The organism is Nocardia sp. NPDC019323, from assembly GCF_044389845.1.
GTDB lineage: Bacteria > Actinomycetota > Actinomycetes > Mycobacteriales > Mycobacteriaceae > Nocardia > Nocardia implantans.
Genome location: NZ_JBIRYN010000005.1, coordinates 214,387 through 239,481, shown reverse-complemented (window position 1 = coordinate 239,481; position 25,095 = coordinate 214,387). Strand labels below are relative to the sequence as shown.

24 protein-coding genes and 1 pseudogene are annotated in these 25,095 nt (G+C 65.6%); 13 read left to right on the top strand and 12 right to left on the bottom strand.

What is annotated here, in order from left to right:
• Positions 1–63: 63 nt before the first annotated feature.
• The 3 genes from ACH49X_RS20450 to ACH49X_RS20440 all read right to left on the bottom strand — a co-directional run bounded on the left by ACH49X_RS20450 (position 64) and on the right by ACH49X_RS20440 (position 4,077).
• Positions 64–1,320, bottom strand: coding sequence for an ABC transporter substrate-binding protein (locus ACH49X_RS20450; protein WP_195081345.1), 1,257 nt, complete (start codon positions 1,318–1,320; stop codon positions 64–66).
• A 330-nt stretch (positions 1,321–1,650) separates the two neighbouring features.
• On the bottom strand, positions 1,651–3,135 hold the full coding sequence (locus tag ACH49X_RS20445; protein WP_357205999.1) for an FAD-binding oxidoreductase: 1,485 nt from the start codon (positions 3,133–3,135) through the stop codon (positions 1,651–1,653).
• 342 nt (positions 3,136–3,477) lie between these two features.
• Positions 3,478–4,077 carry a TetR family transcriptional regulator C-terminal domain-containing protein gene (locus tag ACH49X_RS20440; RefSeq protein WP_357205996.1) on the bottom strand — a complete coding sequence of 200 codons (600 nt, stop codon included), beginning with the start codon at positions 4,075–4,077 and terminating at the stop codon, positions 3,478–3,480.
• A gap of 204 nt (positions 4,078–4,281) precedes the next feature.
• Between ACH49X_RS20440 and ACH49X_RS20435 the strand changes: the two genes are divergently transcribed.
• The 3 genes from ACH49X_RS20435 to ACH49X_RS20425 all read left to right on the top strand — a co-directional run bounded on the left by ACH49X_RS20435 (position 4,282) and on the right by ACH49X_RS20425 (position 5,969).
• Positions 4,282–5,205: a DAPG hydrolase family protein gene (locus ACH49X_RS20435; RefSeq protein WP_357205993.1), complete on the top strand. Its 924-nt coding sequence runs from the start codon at positions 4,282–4,284 to the stop codon at positions 5,203–5,205.
• An 86-nt stretch (positions 5,206–5,291) separates the two neighbouring features.
• Entirely contained in the window at positions 5,292–5,501 is a 210-nt protein-coding gene (locus ACH49X_RS20430; RefSeq protein WP_195081348.1) for a hypothetical protein, read from the top strand.
• Between the two features lie 285 nt (positions 5,502–5,786).
• On the top strand, positions 5,787–5,969 hold the full coding sequence (locus ACH49X_RS20425) for a hypothetical protein (protein WP_357205990.1): 183 nt from the start codon (positions 5,787–5,789) through the stop codon (positions 5,967–5,969).
• Between the two features lie 122 nt (positions 5,970–6,091).
• Here ACH49X_RS20425 and ACH49X_RS20420 read toward each other — a convergent pair.
• A pseudogene (locus tag ACH49X_RS20420) lies at positions 6,092–6,631 on the bottom strand (hypothetical protein).
• A 232-nt stretch (positions 6,632–6,863) separates the two neighbouring features.
• Here ACH49X_RS20420 and ACH49X_RS20415 point away from each other — a divergent pair.
• Both ACH49X_RS20415 and ACH49X_RS20410 read left to right on the top strand, forming a co-directional pair.
• Positions 6,864–7,259 (top strand): hypothetical protein, encoded by a 396-nt coding sequence (locus ACH49X_RS20415; protein WP_357205987.1) that lies wholly within the window; start codon positions 6,864–6,866, stop codon positions 7,257–7,259.
• A 467-nt stretch (positions 7,260–7,726) separates the two neighbouring features.
• Entirely contained in the window at positions 7,727–8,515 is a 789-nt protein-coding gene (locus ACH49X_RS20410; RefSeq protein ID WP_195081351.1) for a hypothetical protein, read from the top strand.
• A 42-nt stretch (positions 8,516–8,557) separates the two neighbouring features.
• Here the strand turns inward: ACH49X_RS20410 and ACH49X_RS20405 are convergent, their stop codons facing one another.
• The 3 genes from ACH49X_RS20405 to ACH49X_RS20395 all read right to left on the bottom strand — a co-directional run bounded on the left by ACH49X_RS20405 (position 8,558) and on the right by ACH49X_RS20395 (position 11,517).
• Positions 8,558–9,487, bottom strand: coding sequence for a universal stress protein (locus tag ACH49X_RS20405; protein WP_357205984.1), 930 nt, complete (start codon positions 9,485–9,487; stop codon positions 8,558–8,560).
• A 469-nt stretch (positions 9,488–9,956) separates the two neighbouring features.
• Positions 9,957–10,901: a hypothetical protein gene (locus ACH49X_RS20400; protein WP_195081353.1), complete on the bottom strand. Its 945-nt coding sequence runs from the start codon at positions 10,899–10,901 to the stop codon at positions 9,957–9,959.
• Positions 10,882–11,517 carry a hypothetical protein gene (locus ACH49X_RS20395; protein ID WP_195081354.1) on the bottom strand — a complete coding sequence of 212 codons (636 nt, stop codon included), beginning with the start codon at positions 11,515–11,517 and terminating at the stop codon, positions 10,882–10,884. Before ACH49X_RS20395 ends, ACH49X_RS20400 begins: the two co-directional genes overlap by 20 nt.
• A 205-nt stretch (positions 11,518–11,722) precedes the next feature.
• Between ACH49X_RS20395 and ACH49X_RS20390 the strand changes: the two genes are divergently transcribed.
• Both ACH49X_RS20390 and ACH49X_RS20385 read left to right on the top strand, forming a co-directional pair.
• The gene (locus ACH49X_RS20390) at positions 11,723–11,899 is read left to right on the top strand and encodes a hypothetical protein (protein ID WP_195081355.1); all 177 of its coding nucleotides are present in this window, start codon (positions 11,723–11,725) and stop codon (positions 11,897–11,899) included.
• A 48-nt stretch (positions 11,900–11,947) separates the two neighbouring features.
• On the top strand, positions 11,948–12,094 hold the full coding sequence (locus ACH49X_RS20385; protein WP_357105258.1) for a hypothetical protein: 147 nt from the start codon (positions 11,948–11,950) through the stop codon (positions 12,092–12,094).
• A 231-nt stretch (positions 12,095–12,325) separates the two neighbouring features.
• On the opposite strand, the gene ACH49X_RS20380 is transcribed toward ACH49X_RS20385, so the two are convergent.
• The 4 genes from ACH49X_RS20380 to ACH49X_RS20365 form a co-directional block, all read right to left on the bottom strand.
• Positions 12,326–13,252 carry a universal stress protein gene (locus ACH49X_RS20380; RefSeq protein ID WP_195081356.1) on the bottom strand — a complete coding sequence of 309 codons (927 nt, stop codon included), beginning with the start codon at positions 13,250–13,252 and terminating at the stop codon, positions 12,326–12,328.
• Positions 13,249–13,932 (bottom strand): hypothetical protein, encoded by a 684-nt coding sequence (locus tag ACH49X_RS20375; protein WP_195081357.1) that lies wholly within the window; start codon positions 13,930–13,932, stop codon positions 13,249–13,251. Before ACH49X_RS20375 ends, ACH49X_RS20380 begins: the two co-directional genes overlap by 4 nt.
• Positions 13,933–14,092: 160 nt before the next feature.
• The gene (locus ACH49X_RS20370) at positions 14,093–14,674 is read right to left on the bottom strand and encodes a spore germination protein GerW family protein (protein ID WP_357205981.1); all 582 of its coding nucleotides are present in this window, start codon (positions 14,672–14,674) and stop codon (positions 14,093–14,095) included.
• 204 nt (positions 14,675–14,878) lie between these two features.
• Positions 14,879–15,319, bottom strand: a complete 441-nt coding sequence (locus tag ACH49X_RS20365; RefSeq protein ID WP_357105264.1) for a hypothetical protein — start codon at positions 15,317–15,319, stop codon at positions 14,879–14,881.
• Positions 15,320–16,554: 1,235 nt separating this feature from the next.
• On the opposite strand from ACH49X_RS20365, the gene ACH49X_RS20360 reads away from it, so the two are divergent.
• From ACH49X_RS20360 to ACH49X_RS20350, 3 genes are read left to right on the top strand one after another with little or no spacing between them, the layout of a single operon-like run.
• Positions 16,555–17,739 (top strand): alpha-xenorhabdolysin family binary toxin subunit A, encoded by a 1,185-nt coding sequence (locus ACH49X_RS20360; protein ID WP_357105267.1) that lies wholly within the window; start codon positions 16,555–16,557, stop codon positions 17,737–17,739.
• Positions 17,740–17,772: 33 nt separating this feature from the next.
• On the top strand, positions 17,773–18,954 hold the full coding sequence (locus ACH49X_RS20355) for an alpha-xenorhabdolysin family binary toxin subunit A (RefSeq protein ID WP_195081360.1): 1,182 nt from the start codon (positions 17,773–17,775) through the stop codon (positions 18,952–18,954).
• A gap of 9 nt (positions 18,955–18,963) precedes the next feature.
• Positions 18,964–21,378, top strand: coding sequence for a hypothetical protein (locus tag ACH49X_RS20350; RefSeq protein WP_357205978.1), 2,415 nt, complete (start codon positions 18,964–18,966; stop codon positions 21,376–21,378).
• A gap of 234 nt (positions 21,379–21,612) precedes the next feature.
• Here ACH49X_RS20350 and ACH49X_RS20345 read toward each other — a convergent pair whose 3' ends face one another.
• Positions 21,613–22,530, bottom strand: a complete 918-nt coding sequence (locus ACH49X_RS20345) for a LysR family transcriptional regulator (RefSeq protein WP_357205975.1) — start codon at positions 22,528–22,530, stop codon at positions 21,613–21,615.
• A 256-nt stretch (positions 22,531–22,786) separates the two neighbouring features.
• On the opposite strand from ACH49X_RS20345, the gene ACH49X_RS20340 reads away from it, so the two are divergent.
• The 3 genes from ACH49X_RS20340 (at position 22,787) to ACH49X_RS20330 (ending at position 25,064) form a co-directional block, all read left to right on the top strand.
• On the top strand, positions 22,787–23,281 hold the full coding sequence (locus ACH49X_RS20340; RefSeq protein WP_323124249.1) for a nuclear transport factor 2 family protein: 495 nt from the start codon (positions 22,787–22,789) through the stop codon (positions 23,279–23,281).
• An 80-nt stretch (positions 23,282–23,361) separates the two neighbouring features.
• On the top strand, positions 23,362–24,249 hold the full coding sequence (locus tag ACH49X_RS20335) for an alpha/beta fold hydrolase (protein WP_357205972.1): 888 nt from the start codon (positions 23,362–23,364) through the stop codon (positions 24,247–24,249).
• Positions 24,246–25,064, top strand: coding sequence for an NAD(P)H-binding protein (locus ACH49X_RS20330; protein ID WP_357105283.1), 819 nt, complete (start codon positions 24,246–24,248; stop codon positions 25,062–25,064). The genes ACH49X_RS20335 and ACH49X_RS20330 overlap by 4 nt, the downstream gene beginning before the upstream one ends.
• The last annotated feature ends 31 nt before the right edge of the window (positions 25,065–25,095 follow it).

The following is a 25,095-nucleotide window of genomic DNA, read 5'->3' as shown; positions in this document are numbered from 1 at the left end:
GCCGAGGTGGAAAGGGGCGGGCCGCTCGAGTTCGAACGGCCCGCCCCCGGTCACTTCGGTCGGCTACGCCGCACCCGGGATCAGCTTCAGAACTTCGGGGCTCGGCGTGAGGAAGCCACCGGTCACCGGCGCCTGCTTCTTGTCCGCGGTGACCTCGAACAGCAGCATGTCCGTGGTGCAGTTCGGGCTGGTCGGCTTACCGCAGTTCAGCTTGGGACCGAGAAAACTCTGGTAGTCGGTGAGTCCCTTGAGCGCGGCCGTGATCGCGGGTCCGGTGAGTTCGGCCGGCTGCTTCGCGGTGAGTGCCTGGGCGAAATCGACCAAGGTGGCGAAGGTGCCGTAGGCGTAGAAGCCCGTCGTCCCGCCGGCGTTCTCGATGAACCGTTCGGCGATCTTCAGATTGGATTTCGCGGGCTCGGGAGCGGCGTCGACGGCGGGCGGCAGCCAGACCGGCGAATAGGCCTGCGAGCCGACAGCCTGCGGACCCAGCACGTCGACGAAATCGGTGCAGGCGGCGAGGAAGATCGTGCCCGTGTACTTCACCGACTTCAGCGCCTGGGCGAGCTTGTTGCAGGTGTTGTCGTTGGGTGAGGTCATCAGGCCCCCTGCGGCGGGATTGCCGTCGGCGATAGTGGAGGCCAGCGCGGTGAAGTTGGGGGAGGCGGGCGGGTAGTAGGCGCTCTTGACGTCGATGCCGAGCTGCTTTCCCAGCGGGGCGAGGAGCTGGTCGAACACCTGATGCGCTTGGGGCAGATCGGAATTGACCAGAGTCAGCGAATTCTTGCCGGCCTGCTTGAGCGACTGCAGGAAGCCGACCAGGAAGGCCGCCGGGGGCGGGCCGAAGAACACCCGGTTCTCGGTGACCGCTCCGGTGGCAGTGTTGAAGGGAATCTGGCCGATCAGCGGGATTCCCGCCGAGCTCAGGATCGGCATAGCGGCCGCGGATTCGGCGTTGTAGCCGTCGATGGTCGCGACCACCCCGGCCTGCACGAACTGGTTGGCGCAGGAGATGGTCGATTCCGGTGAGGTGTTGTCGATTCCGCAGTCGACGACTTCGATCGGGCGGCCGTCGATGCCGCCGATCTGCTTGTTGATGTATTCGATCGCGGCGTTCTTGCCCGTGGTCACACCCGGCTGGGTCGCCGGTCCCTTCGACGGGTTGAACAGGCCCACCTTGATCGGTTCGCCGTTCGCCACGACCCCCGGCGGAATGGACGATTCTCCGGTGGCGGACTTGCTGTCGTCACCACACGAAACGACGGAGAACGCGCATGCCGCAGCCAATGCCGCAGCGGCGATTCGACCAGTTTTGATACTCATAGTGAATGCCTTTCCAGGCCGGTCGCGGTTCCGGCGCGCATGCCGAACCGCCCCGTCGAGCTGCCAATTCGACGCCGCACCGCACGTCGCGCGATTCCGACGACCCGATCTGCTCCTGTGATCTGGGACACCTGAAGCTAGCTCAGCCTTACAGGGGTGTCAAGCTTCGATTCCGACAGGGTTTCGGCAGGAGAGCGGCACATTCCGACCGGACCGACCGAAGCCGGTTCCGGCAGGACGCCGGCCCGTTCGGCGACGATATCGATGTCGCGGTGCGCGCGGAGGCCGGTCTCGTCGCAGGCATGACGCCGGCTCCCGGCAGACTGCCGATCAGCGTGAGGCGGGCGGGATACTCTGCTCGTACTGGAAGACGTTGTCGGGGTCGTACTTCGCCTTGATTTTTCGCAGATGTTCGAAGTGCCGGCTCCCCCAATAGGCGGTTTCCCATTCCTGCATTCCGACGTTCGGCACGTTCACGTAGGCGCCTTCCACGTAGGGCCGCAGCGCCTGGCTGAACTCGGCGATCCAGGCCTGGGCCTGCGGGGTCAGCGGGTCGCTGACGCCTGGTTGGGTCGAACGAGTCCCCCAAGCTGCGCCGATCTCACCGTAGAAAAGCGCGTCGCGATGGACGAACGCGCTTCCGCCGCGCGGCTCGCTCTTGATCGCGCCGCCGAAAGCGTCGACGAAGTAGTTGCTGTCCTCTGTGGGAGCGTTGCGCATGAAGGAGCCGATGATCTCGATCGCCATCTTCGGCAACGGCTCTTTGACGAACTGCGAGAAGAATTTCCAGTTCGCGGGCTCTTGCGCGAGCGGAATCTGCGCTCGCGCGAAAATATCGCCCCAATTACCGACCTGCACCGTGACGTCGGGCGTGCCGACCGACAGGATCGGAGCGAGCATCTCTCCGGCCTGAGCCGCCTCCCCCTCCACAAGCCACGCGGACAGCAGGATCTGGGACTTGTGGATCTCGAGCTCGGATCCCAGACGGCTGTCGGCGGACGGCGCCGTCCGCTGCCATGCCTCGAAGACCCCGTCCAGGTCATCGAGTCCATTCCAGGTCGCCTGCACATTGGCCAGCCGCGTGAGTGAATACCCCTGGTAGGTGAGTTGTGTGACGATCCCGAAGTTGCCGTTTCCCGCGCCGCGCAGCGCCCAGAGCAGGTCCGAGTGCTGCTGCGAATCCACGTTGATCACCTCGGCGCAGTCTCGACCCGACGCGACGACGACCTCAGCCGCCATCAGGCTGTCGCAGGCCATGCCGAGCCAGCGGTTGAGGGGCCCGAGGCCACCGCCGAGCGTCGCCCCGCACACGCTCACGCTGCCCTCACTCCCGGTCGTGATCGCAAGGTTCTGCTCGGCGAGCGTCGTCACCGCCTCCAACTGGTTCAGCCCGGCGCCGACCGTCGCGATACGAGCGCCGGGATCGATCCGGACCGACTTGAGCCGGCTGACGTCGATCACGATGCCGTTGTCGACGTTCGACCAGCCCTCGAGGGCGTGGCGGCCGCTGCGCACCCGCAACGCGACGTCGTGCTGCCGCGCCCACGTCAGGGCGTTCACCACGTCCTGAGTCTCCTGCGCGAAGACGATGACCAGCGGGTAGTGCGAAAAGAGCTGGTCCCAGCCGAGGCGTGCGTCCGTGTAGGACGCGTCACCGGGACGAACGATGTGACCGGTCAGCGTCGCGGGCGGGCATTCCGGACTCGCGTACGCGATATGCGGAGTGTCTGCGGCGGTGAGGCCCGAAACGGCGACCGCTCCCACGCCGGCGGCCGCCGACCCCCTGAGCAGGTCACGACGAGAAAGATCGCTCAAGTCCAGGTCCTCTCGATCGGGCTACGCCACCCGGCTGCTAAGGGAACTCTTACCCGCCGATCGCCGGGCAATCCGCCGTAGTCGATTCCCGAACGGTAACGGTGTGACGTGGCGGTGTCCGGGCCGCGTTGTTGGCGGATCGTTCCCCTGATGGCCGTTGCGCTCCGGCGCGGCCGAGGCGGATGCGCTGATGGAGAACCGCAAAACTGGATCATCGGGGAAAACATCGCGCGCCCAGCGTCGCCGCGGCGACCATGACGTTCGATCAGCCCGCCGCGCAGGGCTCATCGATCGAAGCCGTTGGGAGACAGACGTGATTCGGCACGTTGATTCGGTGCCGAATCATTGGTTCCAGGGCAACAGCAGTCGGGTGAGGACTTGGCGGAGCTCGGCCGGCGGTAAGGGGGCCGCGCCGATCATGACTTGGCGTTGGATCAGTCCGTCGACGACGACGGTAACCGTCTCGGCGGTCAGAGCGGGTTCGGGGACCTCGAGCGTTTCGAGTAGCCGTTGGGTGAACTGCACGAAGGCGCGACGTTGCTGATCGAACAGGTCCCGCAGCTGGGGGTGGAACTGGGCCTCGCCCAGTAGCAGGTGTCTTGCCAGAGCCCGCCGACGTGCCGGTCCGGTGGTCATAGCCTCGATGAAGGAAGCCATGAGCTCGGCCAGTTGGGGAATCGAGGACAGGTCGTGGGCCGACACATCGGTGAAATGAGCGACCACGAGCTCGTAGTCGCGGGAGAACAGCTCCTCCACAGCCATGGCGACGAGCTTGCCGCGGGTGGGCGCGTGATAGTTGACCGCGCCGGGGCTCATCCCGGCCGCAGCGTCGACTGCCCGGTGGGTGAGACCGCGCACGCCGTGGTTTACGAGCACATCGATCGCCGCCGAGGCGATGCTGCGGCGGCGCCGGGCCACGTCCGGACGGGGGGGCTCGCTCATGACGGCATCGTAAAGCGCGGGTCCGGCGCCGCCATCGCCGCTGGTTGTCGAAAAAGCTGGAAGCCAGGGGCGCAACCAGCGACCGGCGCTGGCGGCCGAAGTCATGTGGGGTGCCGACCAGTGCGCGAACTCAGGGCCCTGTGTTGTGTCACAGAGCTGGGTCGACGGCCAGCCATGCCGACGCACCTCTTCTAATCTCAACACATGTTGAGAAGCTGGTGGATGTCGCGGCGCGCGATGCTGTCGATGATCACGAATGTGGGGGCGATATTGATGATCGAAGAGTCGACGGGCGCCGGGCACGCCACCCCTACGGGAGAGGCGCGTTATCGGGGGTATTCCGTCGAGGATCGGCTCCTGCCCTTTGCGCGGTTCTTCACCGCGCGCACGCTGCCCGCGCCCGCGGAGGTCGCCATGGCCTATGCGGGGCCTCCGACCGACCCGCAGCTGATCCCGGAGTTCGACTGTCTGCCCAGCGATTTGAGCCCGAGCGGATACTCCCCGGTCGAGACCGGATACGGGCATACGCGATCGGGTGTGATGTGGGTGGCGGTGCGGACGGCTATGCCGAGAGTCAGTGCGGCGATGTGGGACTGGTGGTTCGGTTGGCATATCGCCGAGTCGGCTCGGTATAAGCTTTGGCATCCCGAAGCGCACCTGTATGTCGGTGCCGCCCAATCGCGAACCGAGGCGGGGCTCGGTGACCGCGACAAATACATTGGCAACACGGTCTATGTCGATGAGTACATCGGCGTCAAGCTGCAGCAATTAGCCATCAGCTTTCACGACCCGGCGTTGCTCGGCCTGGAAGTACCCGACGGTCACACGATCATTTCCGGCCGGGTGGGCAGCAGCGTGGCTCCGCTGGATGTGGGGTGGTTGACGCATCAGGTCCGCCCCGTGGCCGGCGGATGCGAGATGCGCAGTCGGTTCTATCTGAATCTGTACGGCCCGCGAGTTCCCGATGCGGGTCAGGCCGCGCGGGCAGTAGCGCGCGGAGCCGCTGTCGATCCCGCCGATCTGATGCTCGGGCTGGATATGGCCCGCGAGCTTCTCCTGCACTGCGGACAGGAAATGAACCATCTCGCCACGTTCCTTCCCGAACTCCACCGCGAATTCGCAAACTAGGCCCGGCGGGGTACGGCCTGCGGTCGAACTGGCCGCAGGACATCCAGGCGGCCGGTGGCGGTCGGCTCCGCCGATACGGCCGCACGGTGGAGATCATGAACCCGCTACTGATCACCAAGGCGGAGGCGCTGCCGGTGATCAAGGCATCCTCACGCCTGTTCTACCGGCTGTTCCCGTTCGACGAGGCTGCGCTCATCCTCACCCGCGTCCAGCCACCGTCCCGGGCTGGGAAGGGGTCCTCCAAATCGGCGACCCGATCTCTCTGCAACATTGCAACCATCTTTGTTGCGATGTAGTCTAGATTTCGATTCCCGCTGATGGCACGACCAGTACCCCCCGGACTGTGAGACCTCATGGCACTGACAGCGACGCGACCTATCGCCCTTATGGGCCCAGTTTCTTTTCCGCCCACTACTGGTCGGCAGACCCCATCCGGCATACAGGCCGAGCCGTCGGGGCGGCACCCACACTCCGCGTGCGGGAAGGCCACCTCGGCGCCGTCGGCGGATGCCGGGCGCGCGGCGCCGTCGCAAAGGAGCCGCAAGTCCCACGAGAGCGGCCCGTTGGCCCCTGGTGGTGATGTGTATCTGCGGCTGTGGGTGAGCGGCATCGCTTTCGACTACGTGGTCTCGGCCGCGGCAGTGGGCAATCTCCTGCACGATTGGGCGAAATCGCGCTGGTGCACGATCGAAGTGGTCCGCAACCCGAGCATCGAGCACCGGCCGCCGCGTCTGCCGTGTGAACGGTTGTTCCTGGGCCCGTGACAGGCAGCGCGGGGTCCCCGCCGCCTGGACGGTTCAGCTCGGCGTGCAGCACCCGGTGCACCGCGGCACAGCGATCGGCCATATCCAGCCAGTCCCGCGACTGCAACCCGGGCTCGATCGGTTCATCGGACTGGTTCGGTGTGCATCGCCTGTGTGCCCACGACGGTCAGCAGCGAGAGCTTCTCGGCGGTGTCGGTCCCGGCGCGTGGGGTGAACCACAGCAACCGCTGGCGGCCGTCCTCGCTGAAGAGGCTGAGGCAGTTGAGGTCGAGCATGCCGACGGTGGGGTGGAGGATCCGCTTGCGCTCGTCTCTGCGCACCTCCACGTCCTGGTCGGCCCAGAGCGCCTGGAACTCCGGCGACTGCTGCAGCAGCTCGTCCACCAGTTCGGTCGCCTCGGCGTCGCCTGGACTGCGTCGCCCGACTGCCGCGCGCGGGTCGGCAACGAACGAGCGTGACTGCGGGGCGAGGTCCTCCTGCGGGTAGATCTGCCGCGAAGCCGGGTCGGTGAACTATCGGTAGATGAAGCTCGCCGCGCGGCCGTGGCGCGCGGACAGGTCGCCGAGCATCGCGATGGCGAGCGGGTTCTGGACCAGAACGGTGTGCAGGTCGGTGCTCACCATCGCCGGGGTCCCGTCGATTCGTGTCAGCAGGTCGAGCATCGCGGGGTGCACGTGTGACGCCGTCCCGCCCTGGTGCGGGATCGGTCGGTTCGCCAACCGGTACAGATGGTCGCGTTCATCGCGACTGAGGCGCGGCGGTCACCAGCACGGTGGAGCGCTTCGGGCCGCTCGACGCGGCAATCGCGAACGCAGGCGGCGCGTCCGCGGATCACTTCCGGACCGGCGGTGCCGGCGTCATCGACGGCGGTGATCCGCAGCTGTGAACCCAGGCATGATCGACACCGCGTTCTGGCACGGCCAGGCTCCCCCCATCGCGATGAGCCCGGATTCGGTGGCCGAAGCGATCGGCTTCGCGCTCGACCAGCCGGCAGGCGTCGACCTCAACACGGTGACGATCCGTCCGATCGGCCAGCCCGTCCGACTCCGGGCGGACAGCAATGGTGCACCGCAGCACACACGGCTCGACCTGATCTCCTACATCGAGACGTACCGACGACGAGTGCGCACCTTGTACCTCGCCGTCGATGAATACGGTTCGCGCGAAATCGTCGCGCTTCATCGCAGTTACAACATCGACCTGAAGGAGCTACGAGTGCTCGAGGCGGACCGGGTCGGCCCCTGCTTCAGCCGCCCCGATCGCTGGCGGCACGAAGAAGTCTTTGGGTAAGACGTTCGCTCCGAACGTCTTCGGTGGCCGGTGGACTTGCCACGGCTGGTGAATACCGGCATTGCGGCGGGGCGCGAAGTGCGAAATCTTCGCCTGAGAACACTTCGGATCCTGACGACGAACCGATTTCAGGCGATTTGTGGGAACTGTTCATGCACTGCTCGCGGTCGAGGTCGTGCGCTGGCCCATCCAGGGCTTCGGCGCGTTCGTCGTTCCCGGAGCACGGAGAGCGCCGTGACGTGGGCCGAGGATGAGGATCTCGCCGGGTCGGTCGAGCAGAGTGGCCGAGGCAGTTCTCCGCGAGTATCTCCGGACGACGACGAATTCCCCGATCCCCGGTCGGACCGGTTGCGTCCTCCCAGGGACTGGATCATCGCTGCTCACACGAGTAGGCGACTGTCGCGGGCGCTGTTCTGGTGATCAGATCCGAATTGATTGCGCGGGCATATGCACGCTTCGCCCAACACTTGAGCAACGAGATCAGAAGGATAGCGAGGGCTGATGCCGAACACGGCGTCAGGCCCATCGCTCGCGAAGCCAGGGACGCGGCGCAGATACTTTCCGACGCCGACAGAGGTTTTCGCCACGCTTTCGATCCCGGCGACCCATCGTTCCCGCGTCCGCTGGTGGGATCCGGGTCCACGATGCCGGATCGTTTCTATAACGGTGCACGCCTGTGGCAGGTCGATCAAGTGTTTCCCAGGGCATTTCGCGGAAGGGAATCCGCACCCGAGGAAGGCTATATCCGCACCGCGTCACACAGCACCGCCGGAGACGTGGTGTACCTGACCGACGGCAGCGACATCGCCGGCGTGTACGGCACGATCACGAGCTGGACCGATGTCCGCGACGGAACGATGCGGTTCCACCCCGCAGGCATGGTATTGGGTGTCGACGCCAACCGCATCAGGGTCGATCCGATGCTGGAGGAGGGCCATTCGGCGGCCAACTACCTCGAAGGTGTCAGCGACCGCGTCTTCACCACCCCGGGCCGCGTGGACACATCCAAGATCGTCAGCGTGGAATTCCAGACCTACGACGACATCATCGACAATCCCGATGTAACCCTGGTGGCCGACGGCTTTCCCGGATTCGACGGCCTCCGGCAAGAGTCTCTACGCGACCCCGCGGTAGTCGCCGAGCGCCTCTCCGCCATCGCCGACGCGGTGCGCAGAAACTACCCGACGATCGACGTCACCGTCAGCGCCAACCACCTCTCCAGCGAGGAAGCCATCAGAACCTTCCTGGCAACATGAGCAAAGCGCCGGCAGCCTCGGTCCGGTCGCTCCGGTCTCTCGTCAGTCGCTTCCTGGCGCGGGGTGGACGACCATGACGGGGCAGGAGGCGTGTTGCACGAGGTCGTTGGCTGTGGAGCCGAGGAGCATGCCAGCGAAACCGCCGCGTCCGCGGCTGCCCACGACGAGCAACTGCGCATCTTCCGACCGCGACAGCAGATGCGCACCGGGGGCGGCCATCTCCACCTCGCGGGTCACGCGCACGCTGGGGTACTTCTCCTGCCAGCCCGCCAGTCGCTCGGCGAGGACCGCACGCTCGACGTCCTCGCGTACGGCGTCGAGCCGGCCCGGCTGGCCGGCGAAGCGGCTGGCATCCCAGTCGCTCCAGACGTGTACAGCGACCAACTCCGCATCACGCGCGGCAGCCTCCGCGAAAGCAGCCGTGATAGCGGATTCGCCGACCGGGCTGCCGTCCACGCCGAGGACCACCGGGCCGGTGCGGTGGCCCTCACCCCGGGTGCCGGAATCGGGGCGCACGACGATCACCGCACCCTCGGCGTGCGCGGTGACCGCCAGCAGCGTCGATCCCAGATGCGCCATGGTCCCGGTGTTGCCGGTTGCCCCGAGCACCACCGCGAAGGCCTCGCGGCTGTGGTCGATCAGCAGCTGCTTGCCGGTGTCGGTGGAGGTACGGATTGACACCCGCAAGCCCGGCGCCACCGAAAGCGCCACTTTCTCTGCGCGGGCGAGCATTTCCTTTCCCTGCTCGCGGACCGCGTCGACCACCGACGGCATCAGGACTTCGTAGCCGCCGAGCACCCAGCTGGTGCCGACCAGGTCCAGCCCGTGCACGATCTCGAGTTCGCGCCCGCGCTCAGCGGCGAATCCCGCCGCCCACCGCAAGGCTGTCCACGAACCATCCGATCCGTCCACGCCGACGACGACCTTGGCGGCGGCGGCATGATGCGGATCGTCGAATTGCTGCCGGCCCATGAAACTCTCCCTCTACCCTTGGTGACGTACCCGATGGGCACCGTACGAAGCGTACGACCGGTGCGGCGGCCCTCGGCGTGGCTGATGGTCACCTCCAGTGGGGCCGAAAGACCATGAACAGCAATGCGGCGGCGTTCAGATCGATGTCCTTGGCGTCGGAGCGAATCTGCTGTGCCGCAGAAGATCCAGTCCAAAGCCATGCGGACGTGCTCGAGTGGCATCCGGCTGGGGTCGGTCGCTGTCATGATGTGATTCCTGCGGGTATGGCAGCGCACAAGCGCCGAGCGATGGTGATCGATGAAGCCTCACCCCGGCTCCGACTTCGGCGAGCGCGGTAGCTCGGCGCCTTAAGGCGATACCAAGCGAGCGGGGAACCGCAAATGTGCGGTAGTACGATCCGCGACCCTCGCCGCTAGCTGGTCAGCGCGCGAAATTGCGATGAACGTGTAGCTCATCGTCCCGAGCCGCGTCAGCAGGTGACGGGTACCGTGTCGCCCGCCAACCGGAACTCGAACCGGATCGCGCCCGGACTCTGCGCGGGCAGCACTATGGCCGCGCCGTGCCCGGCCCTCCAGCTGCGGGGGACCAAGACGTAGTGGTCACCGATGCGGCTCAGTGGCGCCAACCCGTCGTAACGGAACCGGTAGGCGGATTCGGTACCAGGATCGGTGGCGCAGGTCGTCGTGCGGACGTCGGGGCCGGAAAAGTGCAGCTCTTTTTCGCTGTAGATGATGACCTGGGGACTGGTGGGCAGTTGCGCGGCCCATTCCCGCGCCCGGGTCTGACCGACCGCGACCGAGTAATCGGTGGCGATCCAGAACAAGTTGATGCCGACCATGAGAAACAGGATCACCCACTCCACGACCGCTGCCGCCTGCGCCGGTGGCGGCACCGTGCTGGGCCTGCTTTCCCGCAGACGTTCGCGCCGAAGCACGACCAGCAGCCAGAACGTCAACACACCAGCGATGATCGACACCGGTGCCACGCACAATCCCTTGTTGAGCGGAGTCACCACATAGATGCGGGAGACACCATTGACCAGGACCGCTCCGGCGATCAGCGCGATGGCGAGGGTGGCCCACCGCCCCGGTCGACGCGCACGCACCGAATCCGGCAGCGCGATATATCCCCACAGCACCGCCATGCCGGTGAGACCGGCGAGCGTCAAGGGCACGAACAGCGCGTCGACGGTGCGCATCAAGTACTCGCGGATGCTCGGATTCAGCGTGGTCGAGTCGACACCGAAGTAGTTGAAGTACCAGTAGACGTGCGCCCAGCCGAAATAGAACAGGACGGCGGTCAGTAGCGTTGTCGGGGCGGCCAATTGCCCGATGGATCGTGCGACGTGACCGAATCCGTCGAACGCCGACCCCGCCGCGGGTGTCGGTGCCTGCTCATCTGGTGGTTGTGGCACGTGGCTTGCTCGTCACCGTCTCGGTGGGCGTTTGTGTTCGGGTGGTCGAGTTGGTTCCGGTATGGGGAGCCGCCCCGGTGGTGGAACCGGTCTTCGGTTCGAAGCCTTCTGTGCGGCAAGGCGATTCCTGCGGGGGCAGTGTCCCGGTGAGAAGGGTCAGCGTCGAGCCGGACGTGAGGATCAGCGACCCGTTCGCCGACTGTTCGGTCGGGGTCGAATCCTGCTTCGCGCCGCGAAATCCGGAGTATTGGCAAACGCTGCGCTCGGTGTCGGCCTTGTCCTGCGCGATGGCAACGCTCACGCAGCCACCGCACGCCGCGGCTATGCGCCGCACGGCCAAGTCCTTGACGTCGACGATCGGTGCCCCCTGGAGTTCGGTGAAAGCCGGGATGCGAAACGGGGCGCCCGCCGCATTGCCGGCATCGGTCTTTCCCGGCCTTCCCGGCACGTTGTCGTCTGGCGGGGTATCGGTTCCGGACGGCAGCTGGGTTGTCGTCGCAGTGACCGCTTCCCGGTCGGGTATCGACGTGGCACATGCCGAGATCGCGACTGTCACCGCACCCACGATCATCATCCCCCGAATGAACATTTCCCTCCCTCCGGGCATGATCACCATCGAGCGTTGGTGTACGCACACGTGACCAGCACCCGTTGCACCAACGATCATCGCGCGAAAAATCCGAACGGGTGGGGAAATCCCGACATCCTGAGTAGCGGTAGAACCGGCGGGTGAGGTCCGAGGCACCGGTGAGTCCGATGCGGTTGCGGCTCACCAGCCGGGTGGATTTCCCTGCCGGATACAGTCCGAATGCCCAGACCCAGTGGCCGTCGTCGGAGGCGAAGACCAGAGCGCGCTCGCGTTCGACGGTCGCGGCGCGCATGCGCGGGCCCGACTTCCCGAGCACGAAGCCACCGCCGACCTCGAGGTTCTGGAACTGCGGCAGGATCTGGTCTGCACTGTGCATGTCGAGGCCGAGCAGGTTTCGATCCAGTCGTAGGTGTAAGCGCCGCCTCGGCCTGGTCCCAGCTGAACCAGCCACGGCCAGATGGCGTCGGCGCCGGTGCCGGTCGTGATCGCCCGCGTCGTGACGATGTCGGTGTCGGCGAGCAACTCGTCGCCGGGCATGGTCCGCGCGATCTCGTCGTCGACGGCACCCCAGGTCGAGGACCTGACGCACCAGCGGGCGCCGTAGGCAACGGCGAGGGCCGATGCGCAGATCGCGGCAAACGCTTTCTTCTCATGTGTTCCGACTTCCATTCGGCGAGCCGATGAGCTGTGCTGAGCACGCGGTCGGAGAGATCACGCTGAGTGGCCGGCGCGGTGTCGAGGGAACGCTCTGATCCGTGGCGGGCCGGAACCGACCAGGTGCAGCCTGTGAGCATGAAGCTGCGGCATCGCGACACGAACCGCATGCCTGGCGCTTCTATCCAGGATGTGCGACCAGTACCGGGCAATACGCGTGCTGGACCAGGAAATTGCTGGTCGAGCCGAGCAGCAGGCCGGTGAAACCGCCGCGGCCGCGGTTGCCGACGACGATCAACTGGGCACTGTTCGACCAGTACTGGAGGCGATCGACGGCCCCGCTCAGATACACCTTGCGGGTGACGCGCACATCGGGATACTTCTCCTGCCACCCGGCCAGTCGTTCGGCCAGAATGGCGTCTTCAGCGGTCTCCAGAGCAGGCCCCACCATGTCTGCTCCGAGCTTCTCACCCGCGAACTCGCCGAAGTGCCAGTCACTCCAGGAATGGGTGGCCACCAGCTCGGCGCCGCGGTCGGAGGCTTCGGCGAACGCGGCGGCGATCGCGGCCTCGCTCACCGGGCTGCCGTCGATGCCGACGACTACCGGACCGTCGTTCCTGAGGCCCGATTCGGTGCCGGCGTCGCGGACCACGACGATGGAGCCGTGCCCATGTTCGGTGACCGCGAGCAGTGTGGAGCCGAGGTGAGCGAAGGCGCCCGCCGTGCCGGTCGCGCCGAGTGCCAGCAGACCAGCGGATCCGGAGAGGTGGATCAGCAGCTCGGACGGGCTCGCCTCGGAAATCTCGGTGGTGATCTCCAGGTCGGGTGTCATTTCGCGAGCCACCCGGTGCGCGTCGGAGATGATCTGTGCCGCCTGTTCGCGTACCGCTTCGACGATCGACGGCGTCATCGCCAGACGGCCGCCGGGCATCGAGCGCAGTGCGGCGATGTCCAGCCCGTGGGCGAGGTGCAGGGTGCGGCCGCGCCGCGCCGCGACCTGCGCGGCCCAGCGGATGGCCAGCTCGCCACCTTCGGAACCGTCGACACCGACGACCACCGGCGCGGACGCCAGCAGGTGCGGGTCGTTTCCAGGTGGCATCGTGTTCATGACTGTCGCCCTTCGGAATTCGATGGATCGGCGCTGCGCTCTTGGACACGGAGGCGGCGGCGGAGGTTGGCGAACTGCCGAGTCTGCATGATCAAGTGGGCGGGCTGACCGAACAGGAAGTCGGCCACCGCCATGATCGGCCGAGGCGCATCACGCCCGAGGGTGCGCACCACCAGTCGAGTGCGTCCGCCGGGCAACTCGGTCAGGTGAAAACCCCACACTCCCTGCGTGAACATCCGGGGGAGTGGCCCGCGTGGATCGAAGGGGCGGCCGCTGGGCAATGCCAGGTCGCTGCGCAACACCAACGTCGTCGGGCGATCCGCGATCGCCACCGTGAAGTAGGCGCGCCCGCCGACCGTCGCGTCGACCCGGTCCCCCTCGCGCAATTCCTGCCACTCCGGTTCGATCCGCATCGAACTCGGTCGGCCGCCGTTGTCCAGACGATCCCAGCTGTACCAGCCGGCGCGGTCGGCCCCCATTTGCACGAGCCAGCTCCAGACCTCCTCCCGAGGCGCCTCGAAGGTCGTGGCCATGGTCGAGCAGGCCGTCGGAGCGGGTACGAGCGTGTCACCGGGGTACTCGGCCGCCGCCTCTGCCGGGGTGGCGCCCCAGCGCAACAACCGGTGCCGCAGTCCCAGCGCTGCCGCGCCCGCGGACAACAGGGGAACGGTCCATCGCATGTGTCGTGTCCTCCCGTCCCGATCTTCGCGCATTCAGCTCAGCAGACCGAGCGTCGTGCCCGACAGGGCCGATGGTCCCGAGAAGTATCGAGCGTTGAGGAAGAAACCGGCTCACCCGATTGCCTGTGCGCAACCGGGGCGGGCCTACCCTCCCAGGGAATTACATCTTCATCCGAGCGATGCGCGCACCCACGAGCAACGCCGTAACCGCAACGACGCCGACCACGGTCATCAGCCGGTTGACGTCGGTCGCCGGACGCCAGCTCACTCGGCCGTCGCGCAACACGTACACCCCGACCGGTCTGGCGCCAAGACCGTATCCGACGCCGGATCCCGCCGGACCGTCCTGGCCGCTGCTGCTCCCACCGCCGCCACCGCCGGACACCGCGGCGACGGCGATCACCGTGGTACCGTCTCGCTCGACCGGCTGGGCGTAGACGCGCTCGACCGTCATGGTGCGCAGGTATTTCGGCAGCACCGCCAGCGCCGCGATCGGCGACGCCACTTGTGCGGGTTGGGTCGCGTACGAATCGGCGAACTCGGCCACGCCGGCATGGATCCACCGCATCTCCGGACAGATCGCCGCGACGCCCGCATACGCCGCGTCATACATTTCGTCGAGCAGGTCGGCAAACGGCTCGCCCAATTCCGGTGGCGACGAGAGCAGTTGCGCACGCACCGCACCGGGCGGCACCGTCGACAACACCGGCAGCGACTCCACCCGCTCCCAGTAGTCGGCCACCCCGATCCACCACCGCGCGGTCGTGTTCCCGAAACTCCGCCGCGGTCATATGCCGAGGCGGCGCATCGTCCACGGGCTGCGCGCCTGGGGCGCTGGCCGACGACATAGCGCGTGCCTTGTACCGACGGCCGACGGCGTGGATCGATCGTGACCGGTATTCGGGCTACCTGGAGCGTTCCGCTCTGCCAAGCCCTGTCCGCCTTCTCACGAAGGGACGAAGCGCCACAGCTGGGTACCGTCCCGTGTGTTGTCGACGACCGTGAGTCCGTAGTGGGGTCCTGCTGGAGTGAGGGCGAGAGCGGTGTTCAAACCAGGCACGAGGACGGCCGCTTCCTCCTCGGCGTCGCCGTCGAAGCTCCATGGCATGGCGCCGTGTGTTTCCCCGCCCCCGCACACTACGGGATCACCTGTGTGTCCCGTCCCGGCCAGGAGCAGCATCGTGTTCGTTTGTTCGTTGGTCAGATGGACTGTCGCCTCGTCGTCCACCTCGACGAGCCAGAGTTGACCGTAGTCGTTGCGGTCCGGACCCACCAGCCCGACGGCCACGCCGCGGCCACCCGTGTCGGCGCCGGTGAGCCCCATCGCGGCGCCGTCGAGTTGCGGGTTGACAATCTGGTACCGGCCCTCGCGGGGAAACTTGGTCATGGTCTGCTTCTCTCTGTGTGGATTTACCGTTACCGACGATCACCCACGCTGATCCACTAGCCGTCGTCAGCAGCGTAGGAGCTCCGCAGTGAGTTTCTGATCGCCCACTTCGGGTGATCTCGGGGTGCGCCCCGGACAAACGGGTCGCCCCTACCGGTGTCTCGCGGACATATGCAGAGACCGCAGTGCGATCCTTTTGGCGAATTCATCCGGTAAATGTGAAGTCGCTCGCGACCAGGTCTTCATAGGGTGTGCCCGGTAGCGATGTGCCGAGCCTTGGCTGAAGCCACCTCTGGGTCGCTGCATGGGCCGAGCTGGCCTGGGTTGAGCGGCAGGGCGGTTTCGGCTCCCCTCGGACTACGCGGTCGTTCGCCCGCTGCTCCGCCGCGGCCACCACGTCGGGTAGCTGGACGGTGGTCGCGCGGGCCTTGATTCAGCCTGTGCGATCGAGCAATTGGTGTTGGAGAGTCAGGTCACCGAGCAAGGTCTCATCGAACGGCACGGCCTGGTCCACCATCGCCTTCACGGCCGCGGCGGCCTGGCCTGGAACGGCGGGCGAACTCCGCGACACCGTCCAGCGCGCGGATTGCGGCCTCGACGGGTGGGCTTTCTCTGTGTTCTCGGACAATCCTGCCGCACTGCCTCGGTGCGGGCTCGCGGAATACACCTGCCCTCCGATAACACGTACGTGGTGGATCCACCGGTCTCGCCTTCGAAACAAATGCCGGACCCGCCGAGTACGGCACGTCGCTGATAGTCAGCCGCCCATGTGCTGCCGTTGGTAGTGCATCTGCACTTGCATCCACACGCATTGGGGCAGAAAACCTGCTCCGGGAAGCATGCGGACATCCGCACAGGGTGTGTATCGGCGATCTTGGCGGCGAAAGTAACGAACTATTCGCAAACTTCCGCAGAGTAGACCGCGAGTTGGGTATCGAGGCAAGTCCGAACCGCGGAACGGTAGCTGATTTGTTAGTACTGTTCATGCGGAATATAGGCAGTCATGCCCCATACTGGGCTTATCCGCAACCAGAGAATTCAAGGGTGCCCGAGCCGTCTCGAAGAAATCGTTCGGCCGCCTCCGGAATAAGCAAATCGAACAAGCGCCTTCAGTGCACGGAACGGGCCGAATCGGCAGATATTGCGTACCGGGCCCAGCGGTGCGGAGATCCCGACCGACAAACTCGGCGCTTCACCTGTCCGACCGCTCCATTTCTAAGTAGAGGAGGTAGCCGATGACTCGCTTGGATATCGGCCCCCGAGAATTGCGGGAGCCCGGTGAGCAGGGCGGGCCCGGTTTTCTGCTCAGCCGGGCCGAGTGGATCAAGATCCAGGTCTTCGTCAAGGACGCGCTGGTCCTTCCGACGACGCAGTCCGAGTTCCGGAACTCCTTGGGCCCGGGTGCGCCCAGCGACCTGTCCGACTTCACCAAGCTGATCAATGTCTACCGGCTGATCAATGACGATGGCAAGAATTGGCGTGACTCGATCTATCCCAAGGCGATCAGCCTGGCCGGCAACATCCTCCAGTACGGTCGCGACAAGGTCCCGGTCTACTACCCGCCCATCAAGGACCTGGCCCAACGGCTGATGGACAATCCGAACGATCAGCAGGCGAAGAACGACCTGAAGTCGATTGTCAAGACGGTGAGAAGCGAGGCCGACAAGCAGGTGCAATGGGCGCGCTTGGTCTCCGGAACAACCTTTCAGTTCGCGTATGACATCGAAACCGACAAAACGACATTGGCGGGGACGGACGGCAACGGCGGCCTGGTCGCGTACTACAACAAGAAATACGGCGAGGCAAGCCAGGCCGTCGCCGACGTCACAAAGCAGATCGCCGACGAGAAGGCTGTGCTGAAGGCAGCGAACGACGAATACAACCACGATGTCGTGGTGGCTTCGACCACGCCGGCCTACGGGTGGCTGGGCCTACCGGGGTTCATCGCCGGAGCAGTCGTGGCGGGTGAATACGGCGCTCGCGCTGTGGAGGCCTTGAAGCGTGTGAATGCCGCGAAGGCACAGATCAACAAGTTGGAAGCCACATTGGCCGCCGACGCGAATCTGATGAACGCCGCTCGATCCGCGAAGCAGAGCTCCTCGACGATCACGCAGGACATCACAACAGTCCTGCCGGTGCTCCAAAAGGTCGAAGGCGTCTGGGGTGCCTTGTTCGACGACCTCGGGTACATCCTCGACTTGATCGACAACAACATCGCGCAGGCCCCGCCGATCATCATGGACCTGGGTGTGGACGCGGCCATCGCCAAGTGGGCCGCAGTGGCCGAGGAGGCCGACAACTTTCTCAGAAACGCTCACGTCAGCGAGCAGTCCTACGGTTTCGAGCAGTGGACCGTGGAGGGATGGCGGCTGGCGACCCTCATCACACCGAACCGCGTTCTCACCGGCGCGCTCCGGTGACAGTCACCGCATCCACCTGAAGGAGATCTTCCGATGACCGACTTGAATATCGGGCCCCGGGAACTGGCAGAACCGGGTGAGCAAGGCGGGCCGGCGTTCACGCTGAGCCGGGCCGAGTGGATCAGAATCCAGGCTTACGTCCAAGAGGCCCTCGTCCTGCCGACAACCCAGACCCAGTTCCGCAACAACTTGGGCTCGGGCGCGCCCAGCGACCTGTCGGACTTCACCAAGCTGATCGACGCCTACCAGGAGATCAACAAGCACGTCACGACGTGGCGTGAGTCGATTTATCCCGCCACGATCAGCCTGGCCAGCGACATCAACGACTACGGTTCGAACAAAGCGCCCATCTATTACCCGCCCATCAAGGACCTTGCGCAAAAGCTGACGGACAACCCGAACGACCAGCAGGCGAAGGACAAGCTCAAGGCGATTCTGGACGTGTTGAAGAAAGACGCTGACACGCGGGTGCAGAAAGCGACCGCGGTCACCGCCCAAATCCATCAGTTCGCCAAGGACACCGAGACGGACAAGACGACGATGGTGGGCCAGGGCGGTGACGGCGGCCTCGTCGCGTACTACACCGACAAGTACGGTGAAGCCAGTAAGGACGTCGCCGAGATCACCAAGCAGATCGCCGACGCGAAGGCCGTGCTGAAGGCCGCGAACGACGAGTACAACCACGATGTCGTGGTGGCGGCGACAACGCCGACCTACGCGTGGTTGGGACTGCCCGGTTTCATCGCCGCATCGGTCGTGGCCGGCGTGTACGGCAGTCGCGCCATCGAGGCCCTCCACAAGATCGACGCGGCCAAGGCGCTGATCAATTCGCTGGAGTCCAAGTACGCGGCCTACGCGAACCTGATGCATGCCGTCGAATCCGCTAAGGACAGCTCTACGACGATCGGGCAGGACCTCACCGCGGTGCTCCCGGTGATCCAGAAGATCGAGGGCGTCTGGGGGGCCATCTCGAGCGACCTCGAGACGATCCGGACGATGATCGACAAGAACATCGAGCAGGTCCCGCCGATCATCATGGACTTGGGCGTCGACGCGGCTATCCGGAAGTGGGCGGCGGTGGCCAGTGAGGCCGACAGCTTCCGGGTGAATGCCTACGTCACCGAACAGCAGCGCACCAGTTTGGATCAGTGGACGGTGGAGGCATGGCGGCTGGATACCCTCCTCACGCCGAACTGCGTCCTCGCGGGTGTGTAGGAGCGCGCCATGAATGTCGTTGCGGCGCAGTCCTACGATTGGCGCACGCTCTACGGTGACATCGAGGCGCAGGGCAACGTGCCCTGCGCCTCGGCCACCGTGATCGATGCGACCTCCGCGGTACTCCGGGCCATGTATCTCGATCTGGGCGAGGTACAAGCCACGTTGCACAACTCGGGTTTCGATCCGGTGCTGGTGACGCTGGTAGCCGACGTCGTGAACGTGCCCGCCGGGATCTCGTGGCAGCTCCAGCGAACTGTTCTGTGGATCCAGGCCCGACGGATACAGAGCGACGAGCCGTTCACCGTGACCCTCGACTACCAAAACGACCACGGTGCCCGATTCGTGCTCTTCTGCGACGAGCTGGCAGGCAGCGTGCAGGGGCAGGCCGTGGTCGCCTCCCAGCAGACCGTCGCTCTACCGGTCATCGATGCACCACCGCCGTCCGGGGGCGTGCTGATCAAGTATGTCGAGGGCAGTGGTCCGGTTCAAAGCCCGCTGGACCGGGCCCACGGAGTCGCGGCCCTGTCTGCCCCGGACTACTTCCAACAGGCGCTGCGCACCGAGTTCCTGTTCGCCTCGCTGCTCTACGACACCCACCCCGACCTGGCGCTACGCCAGCTGACCTGGCTGAAGAACTGGTCGGGCTACAACGTCGAACTGCTGGGCGTGCTCCTGCGCAGCTCGTCACTGGCGACGTTGCTGGCCGCGCAGATGAACGCCGAATCCGATGGCACGATCTTCGTCCCGTATCTGAGTCGGCAGGTCTACACCGAGCTCGCGCAGGCGTTCGTGGCCGAAGCCAAACAGTACGAGGCCGACTACCAGGCCCTCAGCACCCAGACCGTCGTCACCGACAACTTCATCCAGCTCGCCAAGACACTGCTGGCGAACAAGACCTACGAGACCCAGTACACCACTCAGCTACTCGCCCAGGCGAAAAGCAACTTCGACAACGCCAGCGCCGCGGTCGCCGCGGCACAGCAACGGCTCACGGCGGCCCAAGACATCGCCCAGGAGACCCAGATCGATTTCGAGGAAATCGGCGTACCCGAATGGAAGCGCGCACAGATCCTCAAAGCGATCATCGACCTCAGTACCGCGGTCATCACTTTCGGCGTCGGGATCGGCGCCATGTTCGTGGGCGACCCCGCCGCGGGCGCCGCCGCGGCGGGCAGCGCGATCGAGGGAGCGGAGGCGGTCGAAGCCGCCGCCGAAGCCGGCAGCCAACTCGCGAACTTGGCCAAAGGGCTCAAAGACTGCATGGACCAGCTCAAAAAGATCGCGGAGGCGCTGAAGAAGGTCTATGACCTGTCGAAGGAGATCGTCGACGCCGTCGAAAACTTCCGCGACGCCGAGGAATACGCCGCCAAGCTACGGGACATGAACCTCGACACCGGCGGGGCGGATCTCACCGCGACCTACCAGTGGCGGATCTACCAGCAAAACACCGACGCCATGCTCGCCGACCCGGTCGAGAAAGGCATCCGCTACGCCCGCGAGCTCGAACTCGCCGTCGATGCCGTCGCCATCCACGGGCAGGAATTGGCCGCCGCCCAAACGGCCGCCGTCGCGGCCGGCCAGCAGTACGCCGCGGTCAGCCTGCAAAAACAGTTGGCCGAACAGGAACAGCAGCAACTGCAGCAGTACGTGGACTCCCTGGTCCGGGGCGAGGCGCCCCTCGCAGCTCTGATGCAACAGCTGTACCTGCGCTACCTCGACACCAAGAGCTCGCTGTTCACCGCCCTGCAGGGCTACCGTGCGTCGTACTTCTACTGGGCTCTCGCACCCTCGGTAGTGCGCCCACGCATTCTCGACAACGTCGGCGAACTCGACGCCGGGCTGACGAACCTCACCAGCATCACCATGGACTCCGCGACGGCCCTGGAACACTTCTCCCCGCCACCGCAGATCCTCACCGACAAGCGATACACCATCGACAACACAAACGCCCCCGACGTTCTCGCGCAATTCAAGAAATCAGGAACCGCCCGATTCGAGGTATCACTGGACACCGACCAGTTCGCTGGTTTCGGCAGGGTCCGGCTCACCCGGGTCCGTGTGTGGGTGGAAAACGCCATACTTCGCAACGGCACCTCGGTCAACCTACAGATCAGCACCCAGGGCAACTATCTCGACCGCTACCGGGGAAGGATCTACCAGTTCACCTCCAAACCGCTGGACCTCGACTTCGAATACCGGGTATCCCCAAAGCAGAACGGACCACCGGACTGGACCTTCGACGACGGCACCTACGGCTACGTCGAAGTCGACGGAGCCCTCGACCACGAAGTGAGCTACGCCTACTTCGAACCGACCCCGTTCGCCGGATGGAACATCACGATCAACCCCTCGACAATCGACCTGACGAACGCCACCTCGATCACCATGCAGTTCTCCGGTTCGATAATCCATGACGCCTGACGAACGAACTGACGGACCCGATCCGGCTGAACTGGGCCAGCGCCCGGCCGTGGCCGCGCACCCACTGATGCCGCGTTCCGGCAGGCGGACGAGCTGAAGGCGACGCTGTGAATCCCTTCATCGGTCACGGATTCATCGCCAACGACGAGGACTTCTATCTGCTCGCCACCGATTCCGCGTTGCCGCTGGACTCCGATTCAGGCTTCCAACTTTGGCGCGTAAGTAAAGCCCGGCCTATGCGGCATCCTGTCGCCGATCGTTACCGACGGCGGCACGGACCTCGGCTATCAGCCGCGTGATCAGGGGCTCGGGTGCCTGATCGTTCCATACGACAGCCAGGTCGAAGGGTTCGGCGTCGGTGAGCTGGACCCAGCGCAGGTCGCCGATGGGCATCGCGGCGCCGAGCGGCTTGGGCGCGATCCAGATACCGCGGTTACGGCCGACCTCGAGCAGGCAGTCTTCGACGGTGGGCACAACCGGGCCGAGGGGAGCTGAGCGGCTGTCGGGTCTCGGGTCGGCGGTCCAGAACCGTTGTGCTTGTTCGGAGGTGAGGATGTCCGGACGCAGGACAGGATCCTCGGCGATGTCGGCGAGCGTCACGCTCGTGCGGTGTGCCAGAGCATGCCGCGGCGACAGCGCCACAGTTCGGGGATCTCGGCGCACCGTCGCGTGGTGCAGACCGACGTCGGCGATCGGCAACCACATGAAAGCCGCGTCGGCGCGACCGGTCTGCAGTAGTTCGAGTTCGTGCTTGGGGTGTTGGGCACTGCTCAACGTCACCCGCAACCCGGGAACCATGGACTCGAGCGCATCGGCCACGGCGACAGCGAACAGCGCGGTAGCTGCTGGGCAGCAGGCCAGACGGAGAGTGCCGGTTTGGGCGTCGGCGACTGCGCGCACTCGTTGAACCAGGCGGCTGAGGTCGTCGACGACCGCCGCCGCGCCGAGCGCGAGTTCCTCACCGGCTGGAGTGAGGAGAACCCCCCGTGAGGTGCGCACCAACAACGACACCCCCAGCGAACGTTCCAGCTGTTGCACATGCGTCGACACCGCTTGCTGTGTCAGGTGCAGCGCCACTCCGGCGCGTGTGATGGACCGCTCCTGCGCCACGGCCAGAAACGAACGCAGATGCCGAAGATCGAGCTCGCTCACGGCATCACCCTAGCTGTCACAACGATTCGTTGTGCGCCGTCACAGGAGATCGCTGTTTCCTTCTCGGCGCCGGCGTCGCCAAGATCTTCGTGGGGCAGCGCCACACCTTCGAACCGGCAGCATGGGCGTCCGCCCAAGGCCCGACCTGCCCGAGACGAGTCGGAAAGAACAGGATGAGAAGTATTCGGAATGACCATAGACCGGTGAAGGCTGCTGCTCCGCCAACCGCAGGTGTGCGGCCGACAGGAGTCGCACGATGAGCATGATCGACGAATCCGTCGGGGCAGAGATGCGGCGGCTGGCCGATCGCCAGGCCGTGATGGACCTGTGCACGCGGATGGCCTGGCACACCGACCACCGTGAGTGGGATCTGCTCGAGACTGTGTTCGCCGATGAGGTGCATCTGGACTACACGAGCCTCAACGGCGGGGAACCCTCGACGCTCTCACCGGAACAGATCGTCGAAGGCTGGTCTCGGGTACTCGGCGGCTTCGACTCCACTCAGCACCTACTCGGCAACTCGCTGGTCAGCATCATCGATGACACCGCGGTGTGCACTGCGCAGTTCCAGGCCACGCACCGTTTGGCCACCGAATACGGCGACTCGTTGTGGACGCTCGGCGGCACGTACCGATTCGACCTGCGACGTGTCGGCGACAACTGGCGGATCACCGGCGTGGTGATGCACGCACGCTGGGGTGACGGCAACGAGAAGCTGATGGAACGTGCCTCCAGCCGATCCACACACTGACCGGCACATGTGCAACCTCGATAGCAACCGACGCCCGCGCGCGACCGTGCGCTGCGTCCTTGTTCGCCCGAAAGGCATTCGTGACGACTCGACACAGGGTCGGCTTCCCCAGCGGGGATGCCACCCTCATCGGCACATTGTTCCTCCCCGACAGCGACGACCCAGTCCCCGGAATCGTCGTGGCTGGGACCTGGACCAGTGTCAAAGAGCTCATGGCCGACCGCTACGCCGAACACCTCGCCGACCGCGGGTACGCCGCGCTGTCGTTCGACTTCGCCGGCTTCGGCGAATCCAGTGGCACGCCGCGCGAGGTGGAGAACCCGGCACGCAAGATCGACGACATCCACCACGCCACGACATTCCTGGCCGCACAGCCGTCGATCGACTCCCACCGTCTGGGAGCGCTGGGAATCTGCGCTGCCGCGATGTACATGGCAGGCAACGCCGCCCGCGACCCGCGTATCGGATCGCTCGCCCTGATCGCACCGTGGCTGCACGACGCGGCCATCTGCGAGGCCGTCTACGGTGGCGCGGACGCCGTCGCCGAGAAGATCCAGATCGCCGAACAGGCCCTGGCGCACTTCGAGGAGACCGGCGAGATCGACTACGTCCCCGTGGTCAGCACGACCGACCCACGCGCAGCCATGCCCTACGACATCGACTTCTACCTCAACGCGGCTCGCGGCGGAATCCCCGTCTGGCCCAACCGCTTCGCTGTCCTCGCCTGGCGGGACTGGCTCACCTTCGATTCCATCGCGTTGGCACCCCGGATCACCCAACCCACCCTGCTCGTGCACAGCGAGGACGCCGCGATCCCCGACGGCGCCCGCCGCTTCCACGCCGGACTCGCCGGCCGCAAGGACATCCTGTGGACCCAGGGCAGCCAGTTCGACTTCTACGACCAGGACCCCCAAGTCACGCTGGCCACAGACACCGCCGCCGCACACTTCGGAAGGACCCTTCGTTGATTCTCGTCACAGGCGCCACCGGCAACGTCGGCGGCGAAGTCGTCCAAGCACTCCTCCGGGAACAGCAACCGGTCCGCGCGCTGGTACGCGAGCAGACCGACCTGCCGGTCGAGCAGGCCGTCGGCGATTTGAACGAGCCGACCTCGCTCGCCGCCGCCGTCGACGGTGTCGATGCGGTGTTCCTCCTGCCCGGCTACCGCGACATGCCGGGCCTGCTCGCCACAATGCGGTCGGCAGGAGTGAAACGGGTCGTGTTGCTGTCGAGTCTGGCCACGGTCGCCACCGACACCCGAAACGCTGTCTCCGAGTTCATGATCCGCTCCGAAACCGCCGTGCGGGAGTCCGGTCTGGCCTGGACTTTCCTGCGTCCCAACGCCTTCATGTCCAACGCACTGCGCTGGCTGCCCCAACTGCGGTCCGGTGACGACGTGCGAGATGGCTTCGCTGAGGTGCCCATCGCCTCCGTCGACCCCTACGACATCGCGGCCGTCGCGGTGCGGGCACTGCTCGATTCCGGACACGAGGAACGCATTCACAAGCTGAGCGGCCCGCAACGGCTTTTGCCGGCCGAGCGGCTGGCGGTTCTCGCGCAGGTGCTCGGGCGCGATCTGCGCTTCCATCCGCTCACCGACGAGCAGGCCCGTGCCGACATGAGCGCACACATGCCGGAGGAATACGTCCACGCCTTCTTCAGCTTCTACAGTGACCGGACGCTCGACGAGTCCCAGATCTATCCCACGGTCGAAGAAGTGACAGGCCATCCCCCTCGCACCTTTCATCAATGGGCAGTGGCTCACGCAAACGACTTCCGCTGAATCCTGCGCGCCATGAGACTTCTGAGCAGAT

What these genes read in the sequence shown, in the direction of transcription:
- ACH49X_RS20435 (WP_357205993.1), top strand. Translation starts at nt 4,282, where the DNA reads ATGTTGAGAAGCTGGTGGATGTCGCGGCGCGCGATGCTGTCGATGATC.
- ACH49X_RS20375 (WP_195081357.1), bottom strand. Translation starts at nt 13,932, where the DNA reads ATGCGATGGACCGTTCCCCTGTTGTCCGCGGGCGCGGCAGCGCTGGGA.
- ACH49X_RS20450 (WP_195081345.1), bottom strand. Translation starts at nt 1,320, where the DNA reads ATGAGTATCAAAACTGGTCGAATCGCCGCTGCGGCATTGGCTGCGGCA.
- ACH49X_RS20415 (WP_357205987.1), top strand. Translation starts at nt 6,864, where the DNA reads ATGATCGACACCGCGTTCTGGCACGGCCAGGCTCCCCCCATCGCGATG.
- ACH49X_RS20350 (WP_357205978.1), top strand. Translation starts at nt 18,964, where the DNA reads ATGAATGTCGTTGCGGCGCAGTCCTACGATTGGCGCACGCTCTACGGT.
- ACH49X_RS20355 (WP_195081360.1), top strand. Translation starts at nt 17,773, where the DNA reads ATGACCGACTTGAATATCGGGCCCCGGGAACTGGCAGAACCGGGTGAG.
- ACH49X_RS20440 (WP_357205996.1), bottom strand. Translation starts at nt 4,077, where the DNA reads ATGAGCGAGCCCCCCCGTCCGGACGTGGCCCGGCGCCGCCGCAGCATC.
- ACH49X_RS20360 (WP_357105267.1), top strand. Translation starts at nt 16,555, where the DNA reads ATGACTCGCTTGGATATCGGCCCCCGAGAATTGCGGGAGCCCGGTGAG.
- ACH49X_RS20385 (WP_357105258.1), top strand. Translation starts at nt 11,948, where the DNA reads ATGGCGTCGGCGCCGGTGCCGGTCGTGATCGCCCGCGTCGTGACGATG.
- ACH49X_RS20395 (WP_195081354.1), bottom strand. Translation starts at nt 11,517, where the DNA reads ATGGTGATCATGCCCGGAGGGAGGGAAATGTTCATTCGGGGGATGATG.
- ACH49X_RS20340 (WP_323124249.1), top strand. Translation starts at nt 22,787, where the DNA reads ATGAGCATGATCGACGAATCCGTCGGGGCAGAGATGCGGCGGCTGGCC.
- ACH49X_RS20365 (WP_357105264.1), bottom strand. Translation starts at nt 15,319, where the DNA reads ATGACCAAGTTTCCCCGCGAGGGCCGGTACCAGATTGTCAACCCGCAA.
- ACH49X_RS20380 (WP_195081356.1), bottom strand. Translation starts at nt 13,252, where the DNA reads ATGAACACGATGCCACCTGGAAACGACCCGCACCTGCTGGCGTCCGCG.
- ACH49X_RS20405 (WP_357205984.1), bottom strand. Translation starts at nt 9,487, where the DNA reads ATGGGCCGGCAGCAATTCGACGATCCGCATCATGCCGCCGCCGCCAAG.